General features: G+C 74.5%; 13 protein-coding genes. 4 read left to right on the top strand and 9 right to left on the bottom strand.

Annotation, left to right across the window (positions count from 1 at the left end):
• Positions 1-26 precede the first annotated feature (26 nt).
• Positions 27-1139: an ATP-dependent DNA ligase gene (locus SNR22_RS02415; protein ID WP_320064708.1), complete on the bottom strand. Its 1113-nt coding sequence runs from the start codon at positions 1137-1139 to the stop codon at positions 27-29.
• A gap of 135 nt (positions 1140-1274) precedes the next feature.
• Here SNR22_RS02415 and SNR22_RS02420 point away from each other — a divergent pair, with 135 nt between their 5' ends.
• On the top strand, positions 1275-1493 hold the full coding sequence (locus SNR22_RS02420) for a hypothetical protein (protein WP_320064709.1): 219 nt from the start codon (positions 1275-1277) through the stop codon (positions 1491-1493).
• Positions 1494-1857: 364 nt separating this feature from the next.
• A complete protein-coding gene (locus SNR22_RS02425) occupies positions 1858-2280 on the top strand; it encodes an SRPBCC family protein (protein WP_320064711.1) in 423 nt (140 codons plus the stop codon).
• On the opposite strand, the gene SNR22_RS02430 is transcribed toward SNR22_RS02425, so the two are convergent.
• Complete coding sequence (locus SNR22_RS02430) at positions 2255-2749, bottom strand: GNAT family N-acetyltransferase (RefSeq protein ID WP_320064713.1); 495 nt, start codon at positions 2747-2749, stop codon at positions 2255-2257. The genes SNR22_RS02425 and SNR22_RS02430 overlap by 26 nt on opposite strands.
• A gap of 61 nt (positions 2750-2810) precedes the next feature.
• Here SNR22_RS02430 and SNR22_RS02435 point away from each other — a divergent pair, with 61 nt between their 5' ends.
• A complete protein-coding gene (locus SNR22_RS02435; RefSeq protein WP_320064715.1) occupies positions 2811-3359 on the top strand; it encodes a DUF1990 domain-containing protein in 549 nt (182 codons plus the stop codon).
• Positions 3360-3423: 64 nt separating this feature from the next.
• Here SNR22_RS02435 and SNR22_RS02440 read toward each other — a convergent pair whose 3' ends face one another.
• The 7 genes from SNR22_RS02440 to SNR22_RS02470 form a co-directional block, all read right to left on the bottom strand.
• On the bottom strand, positions 3424-4341 hold the full coding sequence (locus tag SNR22_RS02440; protein ID WP_320064716.1) for a DNA-3-methyladenine glycosylase 2 family protein: 918 nt from the start codon (positions 4339-4341) through the stop codon (positions 3424-3426).
• Between the two features lie 190 nt (positions 4342-4531).
• Complete coding sequence (locus SNR22_RS02445; protein ID WP_320064718.1) at positions 4532-5389, bottom strand: fused MFS/spermidine synthase; 858 nt, start codon at positions 5387-5389, stop codon at positions 4532-4534.
• 58 nt (positions 5390-5447) lie between these two features.
• Entirely contained in the window at positions 5448-6464 is a 1017-nt protein-coding gene (locus SNR22_RS02450; protein WP_320064720.1) for a hypothetical protein, read from the bottom strand.
• Positions 6461-8935, bottom strand: a complete 2475-nt coding sequence (locus SNR22_RS02455) for an SMC family ATPase (protein ID WP_320064722.1) — start codon at positions 8933-8935, stop codon at positions 6461-6463. Before SNR22_RS02455 ends, SNR22_RS02450 begins: the two co-directional genes overlap by 4 nt.
• A complete protein-coding gene (locus tag SNR22_RS02460; RefSeq protein WP_320064723.1) occupies positions 8935-10083 on the bottom strand; it encodes an exonuclease SbcCD subunit D in 1149 nt (382 codons plus the stop codon). Before SNR22_RS02460 ends, SNR22_RS02455 begins: the two co-directional genes overlap by 1 nt.
• A gap of 79 nt (positions 10084-10162) precedes the next feature.
• Positions 10163-11914, bottom strand: coding sequence for an ATP-binding protein (locus SNR22_RS02465; RefSeq protein ID WP_320064724.1), 1752 nt, complete (start codon positions 11912-11914; stop codon positions 10163-10165).
• Between the two features lie 275 nt (positions 11915-12189).
• Positions 12190-12996, bottom strand: a complete 807-nt coding sequence (locus SNR22_RS02470) for a pyrimidine reductase family protein (protein ID WP_320064725.1) — start codon at positions 12994-12996, stop codon at positions 12190-12192.
• Positions 12997-13560: 564 nt separating this feature from the next.
• Here SNR22_RS02470 and SNR22_RS02475 point away from each other — a divergent pair.
• The gene (locus SNR22_RS02475) at positions 13561-14874 is read left to right on the top strand and encodes an ABC transporter substrate-binding protein (RefSeq protein ID WP_320064726.1); all 1314 of its coding nucleotides are present in this window, start codon (positions 13561-13563) and stop codon (positions 14872-14874) included.
• Positions 14875-15119: the final 245 nt, after the last annotated feature.

Raw genomic sequence — 15119 nt, forward strand, 5'->3', positions numbered from 1 at the left:
TCTCATGATCGTGTCGAGGCCTCAGGCTACGCCCGGCCCGGCGCGGCCTCGGCGATCGCCGCCGGATCGCCGCGCAGGACCTGGTCGACGTCGTACCGGATGGGGCGGTCGAGCTGGTCGTAGCCGCAGGAACGAGGGTCGCGGTCGGGTCGCCAGCGGACGAACCGGGCGGTGTGCCGGAGCCGGTCGCCCTCCATCGCGTCGTAGCCCACCTCGGCCACCAGCTCCGGGCGCAGCGGCTCCCACTCCAGGTTCTTCGTCCCCGTCCACCGGCTCACCCCGCCGGGGATGCGCTGACCCCGCTCGTGGTCGCCGTGCGCCCAGGGGTGCTCACCGCCGACGTCCCGATACGGCTCCAGCTCGTCCAGCAGCTCCCTGCGCCGGGCCGCCGTGAACGAGGAGCTGACCCCGATGTGGTGCAGGACTCCGGCGTCGTCGTAGAGGCCGAGCAGCAGCGAGCCGACCACCGGCCCGGACTTGTGCCAGCGGAAGCCGGCCACCACCACGTCGGCCGTACGGGCGTGCTTGACCTTGAACATCAGCCGCTTGCCCGGCTCGTACGGCAGGTCGGCCGGCTTGACGATGAGCCCGTCGAGCCCGGCACCCTCGAACACGTCGAACCAACGGCGGGCCGTGGCCGGGTCGGTGGTGACCTGGGTGACGTGCACCGGCGGGCGGACCCCGGCCAGCGCCCGCTCCAGCCGGGCCCGGCGCTCCGGATAGGGGCGGTCGGTCAGCAGCTCGTCGTCGAGGGCGAGCAGGTCGAAGGCGACGAAGTCGGCCGGGGTGGTCTCGGCCAGCAGCCGCACCCTGGACGCGGCGGGATGGATGCGCTGGGCGAGCAGCTCGAAGTCGAGCCGGGGCTGGCCGTCCGGGCCGTCGCGGCGGATCACGATCAGCTCGCCGTCGACGGCACAGCGCTCGGGGAGCTGCCGCAGCGCCTGCTCGACCACCTCGGGGAAGTAGCGGGTCATCGTCTTGCCGCCCCGGCTGGCCAGCTCCACCTCGTCGCCGTCGCGGAACACGATGCAGCGGAAGCCGTCCCACTTCGGCTCGTAGGTCGTGCCGGGATCGGTGGGCAGTCGTGACACGGCCTTGGCCAGCATCGGCTCGACCGGTGGGTTGATCGGCAGGTCCACGGCGACAGTCAACCAGACGCCACCGACAGTCGTGAGGCAGATCACCGGTGGTAACGGGGCTTCCTGTCCCGGTGTGTCCCGCTGGTCCCCCCGCGACCGGATGGTGTTTCCGCAGCTCAGAGCTAGCTTCGCCGAATGCGGGAGTTGGTCTGCGAATGCTGCGGGCGCTGGCGGGTCAGCGTCGAGCTGATCCGCGGCCGGTACCGGTACCGCCTCGCGCACCGCTACCCGGCCCGCCATGGCGGCGGCAAGGACGTGCTCGGCGAGGTCGGCACGGTCGCCGAACTGGCGGACCTGCTGCGCCGTCGCACCCCCCTCACCCTCGCCGACCTCCACGAGGCCGACGCCGCCTGAGGCGCCCACCCCGCCCGCTCCCACCCCATCCGGCCCCGGCCCCACCCCGGCCCCGGCCCCACCCCGGCCCCGGCCCCACCCCGGCCCCGGCCCCACCCCGGCCCCGGCCCCACCCCGGCCCCACCCCGGCCCCACCCCGGCCCCACCCCGGCCCCGGCCCCGGCCCCACCCCGGCCCCGGCCCCGGCCCCACCCCGGCCCCGGCCCCGGCCACGCCCCCGGCCCACCCGGGCTTCGCCCCGATCCCACCCCGGAGCCTGGACACTTCTCGTTCGAGCGGAGCGGGAAGTGTCCAGGGTTCACTTCCGAGCGCCGGTCGGGCGTGGCGTGCGGTCACGGAGGAGCGACGACAGGAGAGAGGGATCATGCGGTTCGAAGCAGTCATGGAGATCGCCGCCGACGCCGAGCGGGTGTGGCAGGTGCAGACCGACATCGACCGTTGGCCGGAGTGGACCGTCTCGGTGCGCCGGGCCCGGCGGCGGGAACCCGGGCCGCTGACGGTCGGCTCGACCGCGCTGCTGGAACAGCCCCGGCTGCCTCCGGCCGTATGGCGGGTGGTCGAGGTCGAAGCCCCGTACCGATTCGCCTGGGTGTCCCACGCCCCGGGCGTACGCAGCCGTGGCGACCACCTGATCGTCCCGCTGCCCGACGGCCGCGTCCGGGTCGAGCTGACGCTGGAGCAGCGGGGCCCGCTGGCCGCCCCCGTGGGCTGGCTCTACGGCGGCCTGACCCGCCGGTACCTCCGGTTGGAGGCCGAGGGCCTCAGGCGTCGGTGCGAGGGGGACTGACCAGCCGTTTCTCCAGCATTGCGAGGGAGATGCCGTTGTCGTCCGGCCGGTTGCCGACGATCTCGTACCCGTGTCGCCGGTACAGCCGCAGGTTCCCCTGGCTGGCCGCCCCGGTGTACAAGGCGAAGCGGGACGCCCGGTCGGCGCAGGCTTGCTCCACCGCGGTCAGCAGCAGGGTGCCGATTCCCCGGCCCTGCTGGTCGGGGGCCACGGCCAGCCGGCCCACGTGGGCGGTGCCCTCGGAGATCAGGGCCCGGGCCGAGCCGACCAGCCGGTGCCCGGCGCGGGCGACCAGGACCGTGGTCGGGCCGGCCAGGACCGCCAGAATCTCGTCGAGCGTCTCGGTCAGCGGCGGCAGGAAGGGGGCACTGTAGTGCTGGGCCTCGGTCACGTAGGCGGCCCGCTGCACGGTGAGGATCTCGCCGGCATCGGCCGGGGTGGCCGGGGCGATCAGTGGTGGCGTGGTCACGACCATCAGCCCACCACATCGCCGTCGCCCGGCGGTGGGTGGGCCGCGTCGTACCCTGGCGGTGTTCCCGATCGCATTCGGGGGCGGACCAGGAAGGGCGGCGATCGTGCCCGAGCTGACCTACCCGCACGTCGGCGCCACCGACTCCGGCGAGCTGCCCAGCCGGTGGCGGCATGTCCAGCACCGGGTGCGGCTGCCCGACGGTTCTTTCCCCACGGCCGGCGCGGCGGTGCTCGGCTGGCGGCTGCACCGGGCCGCTGGCATCCGGATCGACGCCGACGTGTCCCGGGCCGCGCCCGGGGTCACCGTCGTCTCTCGGCTGGGCATCGGCCCGCTGCGGCTGGCCGCGCCGTGCCGGGTGGTCTGGGCCGCTGACGACGCCCGCCGGGCCGGATTCGGGTACGGCACCCTCCCTGGCCACCCGGCGCGGGGTGAGGAGGCATTCGTGGTGAGCCGTGACGACACGGGCGCGGTCTGGTTCGAGGTACGGGCGTTCAGCCGGCCGGACCGTTGGTTCATGCGGGTGGCCGGGCCGGCCGGTCGGGCCTTCCAGCGCGGGTACGCCTGGTGGCTCGGCCGCACCCTGCGTCGGCTCTGCGCCCGGCCCTGACCCGCACGCCGCCCCCGGGCGTGAGTCAGCCCGACGTGGGCCAGCCGGGTGTCGGCGGGTCGGGTCAGTACCGGGCGAAGGAGCGGATCGGCATCCGCGGCCCGTATCGCGGGGCGTGTACGCCCTCGGCGGTCAGCAGCAGGCAGACCCGGCCGCGGTGGCCCCGGAACGGCTCCAGCAGCGCGAGCATCCGGGCGTCGTCGCCGCGCGGTTCGCCGGCCAGGGCCCAGGCCACCGTGTTCGGTACGTGGTAGTCGCCGATGCTGACCGCGTCGGGATCCCCGTACGCGATCCGCACCACCTCGGCGGCGGTCCACGGGCCGATCCCCCGGATTCCGGTGAGCCGGCGGGTGGCCTCGGCGGAGTCCGTACAGCGTTCCAACCGATCGGCCTCGGCGGCGGCCCGGCGCAGCGTGTCGGCCCGCTTCTGCTCCACGCCGAACGGGTGGAACACCCAGTAGGGCGCGGCGGCCACCGCCGCCGGCTCGGGCGGGAGCAGCAGCGGCTGCAGGGGCCCGGGCGCCGGCTCGCCGAAGTGTCGCACGGTCGCCGCGTACGCCCGGTAGGCCTCCGTGCCGGTGACCTTCTGTTCCAGGATCGCCCGCAGCACGCGTGGGAAGAGCTGACCGGTGGCCGGCATCCGTAGCCCGGAGTGCCGGGCGGCCAGTTGGGCCACCAGCGGGTGCGCGGCGGCCAACTCGGCGAATCCGCGGTGGTCGTCGCGGAGCCCGGCGACCGCGTCGGCCCGCTCGCAGACCCATTCGGCGCCGGGGCCGTACCCCTCGGCGAGCAACTCTCCGCCCCCGGCCGGGCGCAGCGCGAGGGTGGCCGGGCCGACGGGGGTGCGGGCGGCCCACCAGAACGCGCCGGCGGCGATCCGGGCGCACGGGTCGTAGGCGCTGAAAATGAGCGAACGCACCGAGGCTGCCAGCCGGTAGCCGGCCGCTGGGCGCAGCGTTCGGTGGGCGGCCGGTGCGGTCACCTCCGACACTCTGCCACGGCGCCCCGCCGGAACGGATGGCACCGCCGACGCGTGGGACCCCGGCCACGGACGGTCAGCCGCCCCACCCGCCGGCACCGCGTCGCCGGGCCACCCGGCCGCCGCTACGGCTACGACCTGCGTGGCATCCGAGGACCCCCCACGGTGGTACGGGGCTGACCGGGCCACCGGATCAGCGGCGGACGGAGAAGATGCCGGGCGGCGGTGGGGTGGAGTCGGTGGCGTCGGCGTCCCGTACCACCGTGGCGCCACCGGCGAACCGGTCCAGCTCGTCGCCGGCCAGCACCCGGCCCGGGAACCAGTCCCCGGCCGCCCGGCGGGTCAGCTCCGGCACCGGTGGCTCGGCCCGGCCCGCCATCAGCACCAGGTTGCCGTAGCGGCGACCGCGCAGCACCCCCGTGTCGCCGACCAGGCAGACCCGGGGTAGCACCGTGCGGACCGTGGCGACCTGGGCGCGGGCGTGCCGCAGCGGCGGGCCGTCGGCCACGTTGGCCAGGTACCAGCCGCCGGGGTGCAGCACCCGGGCCACCTCGGCCGCGTATTCCACGCTGGTCAGGTGCGCCGGGGTGCGTGCGCCGGCGAAGACATCCGCGACCACCACGTCGTAGCTGCTGTCCCGGGTGGACTTCAGGGTGGCCCGGGCGTCGCCGACCCGTACCTTCAGCCGGGGGTCGGCCGGCCAGGGCAGCTCCCGGCGGACCAGGTCGACCAGGGCGGCGTCCACCTCGGCCACCCGCTGGGTGGAGCCGGGTCGGGTGGCCTGCACGTACCGGGGCAGGGTCAGCGCGCCACCGCCCAGGTGCAGCACCCGAAGCGGCGCGCCGGCCGGGGCGAGCAGGTCGAGGGCGGCGGCCAGCCGCCGGACGTACTCGAACTCCAGGTGGGTGGGGTCGGCGAGGTCCACGTGTGACTGCGGCGCGCCGTCGAGCAGCAGCGTGAATGAGCGCGGCCGGTCTGCGTCCGGGACCAGCTCGGCCTCGCCGGTGTCCACCCGCGCGACGATCCGGTCGGTGCCCCGGCGGCGGCCCATCAGTGACCACCCGTGGGCGTCGACGCGTCGGCGCGGCGGGCCCCGGCGGCGGGCCGCGTCACCTGCGGCCCCTGGCTGCGGCGGTCAGCGCCCGTTGCAGCAGGCGGGCGTCGCCGAGCAGCGCCCGCAGGCGACGCTCCAGGCCGGCGATCGGGATCAGGTTCTGCGGGGCACGCGGGTCCTTGTACGGGGTGGACGCGAACCGGGGGAGGGTGACCAGCGACAGGTCGGCCAGTGCGATCGCCTCGGACTCGCTCAGCTCCGCCGAGCACTCCACCCGCACGATGCCGGCCCACGGCGCGCCGCCGGCCCCCGGCAGCCGCAGGTACCAGGAGTATCCGCCCCAGGCGGTGCCGAGCTTGAACACCGGGGACCGCTGGCCCGCCCGCAGCCCGGTCACCACGGTGGTCAGCCGGGCGTCGAGGTACTGGCTGTGCTGGGTCTTGATGTAACCGAGCGTGCGGGGTAGCTGCCGGCGGCTGCGCAGCGGGCCGTCGACCACCAGCAGATCCCCGTCCAGCCGGGCGGCCCCGGAGACCTCCACCTCCAGCGCGGTCAGCGGCCCCTGCACGGCCGCCTGGAGCTTGTTCAGCTCACCGGTGCCGCTGACCCGGTGTACCGGGTAGCGCACCGCACCGGCCCGCACCTCCCGGGCCGACGGGCTGGCGGTGAAGAGACCCCGCCGCACCTGCGACCCGGCGAGCCGGGCGACTCCGCGCTCCAGGTCGCAGTGCACGACCCCGGCCGCGTACGAGGCGGCCACGCCGGGGAACGACGTGCCGTCGGACTCCGCCGTCCACACGCTGGCGTCGATCCGGCGCACCCCGTCGACCAGCAGCACCACGTCCGGCGCCTGGACCCCGCGTCGGACGTCGATCGCCCGCCAGTCCACCGTCGGCAGCTCCACGTCCGCCTCGACCTTGGCGCTGCTCGGCGACGCCGGCCCTCCGGGCGTGGCCTCGAAGGACGCCCCGTAACCCGGGTCCCAGCTGTCGACGAAGAGCTCCGGGGCCGCGCCTTGCGCCGCCGTCCCGGCCGGGCCGCCTGCCTCGCCAGTTCCGGTCGGGCCCGTCACAGGCCGGTCCGTTCCACGCGGGCGGTACGGGCGTCCTTGCGGACCTCGTACCGGACCGGGATGCGTTCGGCGAGGGCCGGCACGTGGGTGACCACGCCGACCATCCGGTCGCCCCGGGCGGCCAGGCTCTCCAGCGTGGCCGCCACCGTGTCCAGGGTGGCCGCGTCCAGGGTGCCGAACCCCTCGTCCAGCATGATCGACTCCAGGCTCGCCGCCGTGGTGGACATCCCGGCGAGCTGCTCCGACAGGGCCAGCGCCAACGCCAGGGAAGCCTGGAACGTCTCCCCGCCCGACAGGGTGCGCACCCCACGCCGCAGCCCGGTGTCGTGGTGGTCGACCACGAAGAACTCGCCCTTGTCGTGCACCAGGTCGTACTGGCCGCCGGAGAGCTCGCGCAGGATCCCCGACGCGCCGTCGACCAACAGGTCCAGCGCCTCGGCGAGCAGCCAGCGCTCGAAGTTGTTGGCCCGCAGGTGCCCGGACAGGGCCCGGGCCACCCGCGCCTGCTGCTCGTGCCCGGCCCGCTGCTCGTGCAGCTCGGCGGCCTGCTCGCGGCGCTCCACCAACCGTCGGTGGGCCGCCTCGGCGCGTTCCACCGCGACGGTGGCCGCCCGCACCGGATCGTCCCCGGCGGCCAGCCCGGCGGCGGCGAAGACGACGACGATCCGCTCCTGGACGGCCGCGGCGGCGGCCTCCGCCCCGGCGACCGCCTCGGCCAGCCCCACCCGGTCCGCACGCCGCTGCCGAGCCTGGGCGTCGGCCCACCGCGCCAGCGTCGCCCACGCCGCGGCGACATCGTCCCGGTCGGCGGCCGGCGGGCCGAACCGGGCCAGCCCGTCCCGGGTGGCGTCGAAGTCCCGCCAGGCGGCGCGCAGCCGCTCCTCGGCGGCGTCCAGCGCGGCCCGGGCCCGTCGGGCGGCGTCCCGGCCGCCCCGCACCCCGCCCGCCGCCTCGTCCAGCGCCCGGCGCAGCCGGGCGTGCTCGGCCAGGTCCTGCCGCAGCGCCTCGGGGGCGGCGGCCCCGGCGAGCTGGTCGTCCAGCTCGGCCAGCCGGCCCCGGAGCTGGTCGTGCTGGGCCCGGGCGTTCAGCAGCACCCGCTCCAGGTCCCGTGCCGCCGCGTCGCGTTCCTGCACCACCCGCTGCGCCGCCTGGGTCGCCACCCGGGCTGCCTTCCCGGCGGCGGTGGCCTTCGCCACCGCTGACCCGGCCGGCATCGCCGGCACCCGGGGCACCACCTGCTCACAGACCGGGCAGGCCGCCCCGTCGACCAGGTGCGCCCGCAGCGCCACCGCCTGGTCGGTGGCCTTCGCCTCCTCGTGGGCCCGGAACGCCGCCTCCAGCTCGGTCTCGGCCCGCTCGGTCGCCGCCCGGGCCTGGGCGAGCGCGGCCACCGCCGCATCGTGCTCGCCGCCCGCCATGGCCACCGCCGTGGCCACCGAGGCGGCCTCGCCGGCGAGCCGGTCCCGGTCGCCGTGCGCCCTGAGCAGCAGCCGCAGCGCGCTCTCGTCGCCCGCGCCGGCCAGCTCCCCGCGCAGCTTCTCCTCGCGCTCCTCGGCCAGCGCCACCCCGGCGGCCGCCTCGTCGGCGCCAGCCCGCGCTCCGGCCACCGCCCGGGCCACCTCGGCCACCCCGTCCGGCGCGCGTACCGACCCGAGTCGGGCCAGGTCGGCGTCGAGGGCGGCCAGCGCCGCGTGCGCGTCACGCGCCGCGGCCCGGGCCAGGTCCCGCTCCGGTACGGCCGCCGTGACCGCTCCGGCCAGCTCGTGCACTCGGGCCACCTGGGCCTCGGCGTCGGCGAGGGCCGTGTCGTCGACGCCGGCGAGCCCGCCGAGCATCCGGTCGACCGCCTCCAGCTTCGCTTCGGCCTGACCGGCCCGCTCGGTGGCCCGCTTCTGCACCTTCTCGTAGACGCCGAGGCCGAGCAGGTTGACCAGGATCTGCTGCCGGGTCGCTGGCCGGGCGTGCAGGAAGTCGGCGAACTGCCCCTGCGGCAGCACCACGCAGCTGGTGAACTGCTCGTACGGCAGCCCGACCGCCTCCAGCACCGCCCGTTCCATCTCGGCCGGGGTGCCGGCGACCACCTCGCCGAGATCCTCCGGGCTCAGCCCGGTGTCCAGCTTCGTCACGTCGAACCCGGGCGGCATCAGCTGCAGCCCGGCGTTGGCCGTCTTGACGTTGCCCCGGCCGTCCCGGCGCACCACCCGGGTCGCCACGTAGCGGTCCCCGGCCGACTCGAAGACCAGCCGGACCCGGGCCTCGTTGGTCGACGGGGCGAGCGCGTTGGCCAGCCCCCGCGTCCCGCCCCAGCGGGGCACCGTGCCGTAGAGGGCGAAGCAGATCGCGTCCAGCACCGTCGACTTTCCGGAGCCCGTCGGACCGACCAGGGCGAAGAAGTCGGCGTCGGTGAAGTCCACGGTGGTCTCGTCGCGGAACACGGTGAAGCCCGCCATGTCCAGCCGCATCGGGCGCATCAGCGATCCGCCTCCTCGAAGAGCTCGTCGAAGAGCTCCCGCACGCCGGAGTCGTCGTGCCCCTTGTTGTCGAGGTAGTCGGCGAACAGCTCCCGGGGCGACCGGCCGGCCCGCTGGGCGGCCCGGGTGCCGCTGCCGGGGGCCGGCACCAGCTCCGGGTCGACCCGGATCTCCAGGGCCCGGGGAAGCAGCTCCTGCACCTCCTCGCGCAGGCCGGCTCGGGGCTGCTCGCGGACGAACACCCGCAGCCAGCCGTCCGGCGGGGCGGCCTCGGCGAGCTGGGCCAGGGTGCCCCGCACCGTGCGCAGCGGCACCGCCGCCGGCACCGGCACCTCGCGGATGCGCGCCGCGCTCGTCGCGGTCACCTCGACGATCGTCACGGACGGGACGTTCTCCTGCTCGCCGAAGTCCACCGCGAGAGGGCTGCCGCTGTATCGGATCGGGCAGGGGCCCGACACCCGCTGCGAGCGGTGCAGGTGGCCCAGCGCCACGTAGTGCGCGGTGCCCGGGAAGACCGTCGCCGGCACCGCGTACCCGAGGACGGTGTGCGCGTCCCGCTCGCCGCCGCCGGTGGTCGCCCCCACCACGGTGAGATGGGCGGTGACCAGGTGCACCCGGTCCGGCTCGGCGAAGCCCTCGGTCAGCCGCCCGAGCACCCGGCCGAGGTGGTCGGCGTACGTCTGGGTGGCCTCGGCGGCGGTCAGCTCGTACATCTCCACGGCGCGGACCGCGTACCGCTGGGACAGGAACGGCAGCGCGGCCAGCCGCCACCGCTCGCCGCCGGCCGTCGTGCCGTCGATGACGTGCTCGTCCGGGTTCTCCCGGACCCCACCGCGCAGCGTGATCCCCGCCGCCTCGGCCCACGGCCGCAGCGCGTCGAGGGCCTGACCGTTGTCGTGGTTGCCGCCGATGGCCACCACGTCCGCGCCGCTGCGGCGCAGCGCGGTCAGCGCCCGGGTGACCAGCCGGGTCGCCTCCGGGGTGGGGGCGGCCGTGTCGTACAGGTCTCCGGCGACGATCACCAGGTCCGGCCGTTCCGCACGGGCGATGTCGATCACCCCGGCGAGGACCTGCTTGTGCTCCTCGGCCCGGGGCTGGCCCTTGAGCACCTTGCCGACGTGCCAGTCCGAGGTGTGCAGGATCTTCACTGTTCCCGCCTTTCGTTCGCGACTGAGGGACGCCCTCGCTCCGCTCGGGCGTCCCTCGCGCCCATGGACCTGCCGTCCACTAGAACGGGATGTCGTCGTCGCTGCCGCCACCGGAGCCGACCACGGCGAACGGGTCGACCGTCCCGGTGATCGACCGTAGCGTCTCCGACGGTGCCCGGCCGGCCTCGGAGACCCGGGTGGCCCACGCGGGGAACGGGAACTCCAGGCAGAGCGGGACCGGGATGTCCGGTTGGTTGACGAACATGGTGCCCGGTTTGGCCAGCAGCGCCCGCTGCCGCTGGGCGGGCGGGAGGAAGCCGTATTCTGGGCGGGACGCCTCGGCCGGGTCGAGCCGGCCGACGACCCGGATCGCCGAGTTGGTCACGATCCGCCGCTCCACCTCGCTGGCGGTCTGCTGCGCGCCGACCAGGATCACCCCGAGCGAGCGGCCCCGCTCGGCGATGTCGAGCAGCACCTCCTTGATGGGGGAGGAGCCCTCCCGGGGGGCGTACTTGTTCAGTTCGTCGAGGACGACGAAGAGCAGCGGCTTGGCGGTGCCGGCCTTCTCCTTGCGCTCGAACTCGCTCTTGAGGGTCACTCCGACCACGAACCGCTGCGCCCGGTCGGGGAGATTGTGCAGGTCGACGACGGTGACCTGGGCGCTCTCGGCGGTGTTGATCGAGTGCGGGCGGCGGGTAGCCAGGTCGCCGCGGATCAACCGGCCCAGGTCCTTCTTGCTGCCGATCAGCCGCCGGGCGAACGCGTTGACCGTGCCCAGCCCGACCGCGCTGCCGGCCCAGTCGCCCCGGGTCTCGTCGTCATTGAGCGCGGCGACGACGTGGTCCACCAGATCGGCGTACGAGCCGAGCCGGACCCCGTCGACGCTCACCCCGCCGTCGGCGGGCTGGGCGTAGCGGGCCAGGTGGGCGGCGACGGAGTGGACCACCATCGTGTACTGCTGGCGCTCGTCGTCGGCGTCGGCGAAGACGTACGGCAGCAGGCCGTTGGCGCAGAACTCGTCCAGCGTCCAGTAGAAGCTGTCCACCCCGGTCAGCCGGCTACTCACGTCCGGCGTGCCGGAGGAGTCGCCGACCCGGGGCGGGGCGTACACCCGCACGTCGGGGAAGGCCCCGGCGCTCAGCCCGAGCTTCGCGTACTCGGCGCGGGTGGCATCGTTGAGGCGGGTGTTGGGGTGGTCGAGGAAGAGCAGGTCCTCGCCCTTGACGTTGAAGATCAGCGCCTTGGCGTTGACCGCGTCCCCGCCGAGCACCCCCGAGCGGAAGACCGAGTAGAGCAGGAAGGTGGCGAAGCTGGTCTTGGTGGCCACCCCGGAGATGCCGGAGATGGAGACGTGTGCGCCCCGGCTGCCGTCGAGGAAGTCGGCGTTGAGGTAGACCGGCACCCCGTCGCGGCCCATGCCCATCGGGATGCGTCGTTCCATCCGGTCGAAGTGCAGCGCCCGGGCCCGGGCGTCGCCGGTGGCCCGGTGCACCACCGCGCCCGGCGTCGGCGGAACGTAGAGCTCGGGGTCGACCCGGGTGGTGGTGATCTCGGCCGCCTCCTGCACCATCGCCGGCAGGGTGCCGTCGGCGATGGCGAAGACGTCCGAGTCGAACTGGGCACCCTCGTGCCGGGCCCGCACCTGGGTCACCACCCCGGCGATGGTCACCGGCTCCCGGTCCGGCAGCTCGCGGCGGGTCACCACCACGTCGTCGAGCTGGAGGTAGCTGCCGGGGGCGACGGCCGTCCAGAACGTCAGCGGGGTGGCGTCGGCGGTGCCGAGCACCCGGCCGACCCCCTCGTCGGGGCCGTCGAACTGGTCGTCGGTCATCCGCGCGCTCCGGTCAGCTGGTCGTCTCGGTGTGGGCACACGTGGAGCATCCTGCCCGAGGGATGTGACAGGTTGCTACGCGGCGCGGCGCAGCCCACCCCGCAGTCGGCCCGAAGTGACCCTGCGGGGTCATCCGGGAACACCTGGTGGCCAGCGGTGGATGTGCGCCGGCCTACGCCCTCGCGGCGGAACCGGAACGGACTCACCGGCTCAGCCGGGTGGGTCGCCCTCGCCGCTGAGTAGGCGCGCGGGGGTGCCGGGGACGGACTCACCGCTCAACGGGGTGGATCGCCCTCGCCGCTGAGCCCGTTCGCGCGGGTGCCGGGGGTCGGTTCGGCGTCCCGGGCGTAGCGGAGCATCAGCGCGCCGTCGGCGGCGGCCAGCACGTGTCGCAGCGGCAGCTCCCGGGGCACGCTGGCGTCCCCGGCGGTGATCCGGCCGGGGCCGGCCCCGGCGAGCAGCGGCGCGACGGTGAGGCAGACCTCGTCGACCAGGTCGGCTGCGGTGAGCGCACCGAACAGGTGCGGGCCGCCCTCGCAGAGCAACTGGCCGAGGCCGCGTCGGCGCAGCTCCACCAGCCCGGCGGCCAGGTTCACCCGGTCGGTGCCGCAGCGCACCAGGTCAGCCACCTCGGCCAGGCCCGGCGGCGCTGCGGCGGCGGCATGGGTGAGCACGACCGGCCGTACCGGCGCGTCGGCGAACGCTGCCTGCGCCGGGTCCAGCTCCAGCGAGCCGGAGACCACCACCAGGGTCGGGTACTCGGCCAGCCCGTGCGTCCGGCGCCAGGCTCGACGCGGCTCACCGAGCCGTACCGCCCGGTAACCCTCGTGCCGCAGCGTGCCGGCGGCCACCACCAGAGCGTCGCAGAGCATCCGGAGCAGGCCGAACACCCGCTTGTCCGGCTGGCCGGAGAGCCCCGCGGAGTAGCCGTCGAGGGTGACTGCGCCATCCACGCTGGTCACGAAGTTCACCCGCAGGTGGGGGCCGTCGGCCCGGCCGTACAGGGCGGCCAACTCCGCGTCGTCCAGCGGCGTCGCCGCCGGGCCCGGCCAGAGTCGGGAGATCGGGGTGCCGGCGCTCATTCGCCGGCCGGACCCGTGACCGGAGGGGTCGGTTCGGGGATGCGGTGCTGGCAGTCGCACCACGTCCGGCCCGGACAGTCCTCATGCCGCCGCTCCCGGCAGGCTCGGCAGATCATGGGACCAGCCTATGCCGGGAGAGCAGGGAACAACACGCGACTACTCCCCCCACCCCCACCCCCACTCGGGCTCGGGCTCGCGCTTTTTCGGAGAAAGTGTGGCCTCCGAGCGCGAAATGGCCACTAATTCTCAGAAACTGCTGGACGAAAAGGGCTGCGGGCGCGGTCGGGGTGGGCCTTGAGGGTGGTGGTTACTGGGGGCTGGAGAGCGCGTTGAGTGGTCGGCCGACATCCGCTGGTAACGATCTGGGAACGCTCCCAAGCGTTGGTTGACACCTCGTATGGCGCTCCTTCAATCTCATGGGAGCGCTCCCGGCATCGATCGCGGTTCTCTCCCCGAACGTTCCGGGTGGTCTGTCGTGGCTCTGGCCCCGCAGGCGTGCGCCCTGCACGGCACCCCCACCACGGAACACCCACACCCAGCCTCACCACGAAAGAGGGGTCTCGGATGAGCGTCCCAATCCGTCGTCGGCGGCTCGCCGCCATCGCGCTAGCGTCCGTCGCGGTGATCGCCACCGCCTCCGCCTGCGGCGACGACCCGTCGGAGTCGGCCGGCGGCGACGGCCCGGTAACCCTGATCGTTGACGTCTTCGGCGACCAGGGCTTCGGCTACGACGAGCTCTACAAGCAGTACGAGCAGGAGCACCCGAACGTCAAGATCCAGGAGCGTGGCAAGGGCCTGGGCCTGACCGACTACAACACCCGGCTCACGCAGCAGATCACCGCGGGCTCCGGCGCTGGCGACGTGGTCGCCCTCGAAGAGGGCACGATCGTGCAGTTCTACGCGCAGGCCGACAAGTTCGTGAACCTGGCCGACCACGGCGCGAACGACATCAAGGGCAACTTCCTGCCGTGGAAGTGGGAGCAGGGCACCACCCCCGACGGCAGGGTACTCGGCCTCGGCACCGACGTCGGCTCCATGGCGCTCTGCTACCGCAGCGACCTGTTCAAGGCCGCCGGCCTGCCCACCGACCGCGAGCAGGTCGGGGCGCTCTGGCCGACCTGGGACCAGTTCATCGCCGCCGGCCAGAAGTTCGCCGCTGCCGACAAGAAGCACAAGTTCGTCGACTCGGCGACCAACTTCTACAACGTCGTGCTGATGCAGACCGCGGGTGCCGGCTCGGGCTACACCTACTACGACAAGAGCAACAAGCTGGTCGTCGGTGAGAACGCGGACATCAAGACCGCCTACGACCTCACCACCACGATGATCGCCGCCGGCCTGTCGAACAACCTCCAGTCGTTCTCCAACGAGTGGAACGCCGGTTTCAAGAACGGCACCTTCGCCACCATCGCCTGCCCCGCCTGGATGACCGGTGTCATCAAGGGCCAGGCCGGCGAGTCGGCCGCCGGCAAGTGGGACGTCGCCAAGGCCCCCGGCAACGGCGGCAACTGGGGCGGTTCCTTCCTGGCCGTGCCGAAGTCCAGCAAGCACGCCAAGGAGGCCGCCGAGCTGGCGAAGTTCCTGACCAGCGCCAAGGGCCAGACCGAGGCGTTCAAGAAGGTCGGCAACCTGCCCTCGTCGCCGCAGGCCCTGGCCGACCCGGCCGTCGCCGACTCGACCAACCCGTACTTCACCGACGCCCCGGTCGGGAAGATCTTCGCCGCCGGCGCGACCGAGCTGAAGCCGGTCTACCTCGGCCCGAAGAACAACGCGGTCCGCACCGCCGTGGAGAACACCCTGCGCGCCGTCGAGCAGGGCAAGTCCGCACAGGAGCAGTGGCAGTCGGCGTTGAAGAACGGCGCCGCCGCCGGCAAGTGACCGACCGGAGCGACCGTGGGTGGCGTCGACAGTACGGCTGTCGGCGCCACCCGCAGTGCCCGGCAGCCCTCGGCGCAGTCCGTGTGGACGGCCAATCCCTCGGCGCAGCCGGCATGCGCGGCCAAGCCCTCGGTGCAGTCCGCGCGGAGGCCCGGTAAGCCCCCGGTGCCGCCCGCGCGGCTGACCGGTAAGCCCCCCGGCGTCGCCCGCGCGACGGGTCGCGCCGACCGACGAGAAGGACCGTC

It is taken from the genome of Micromonospora sp. RTGN7, assembly GCF_033804645.1.
Taxonomy (GTDB): Bacteria; Actinomycetota; Actinomycetes; order Mycobacteriales; family Micromonosporaceae; genus Micromonospora.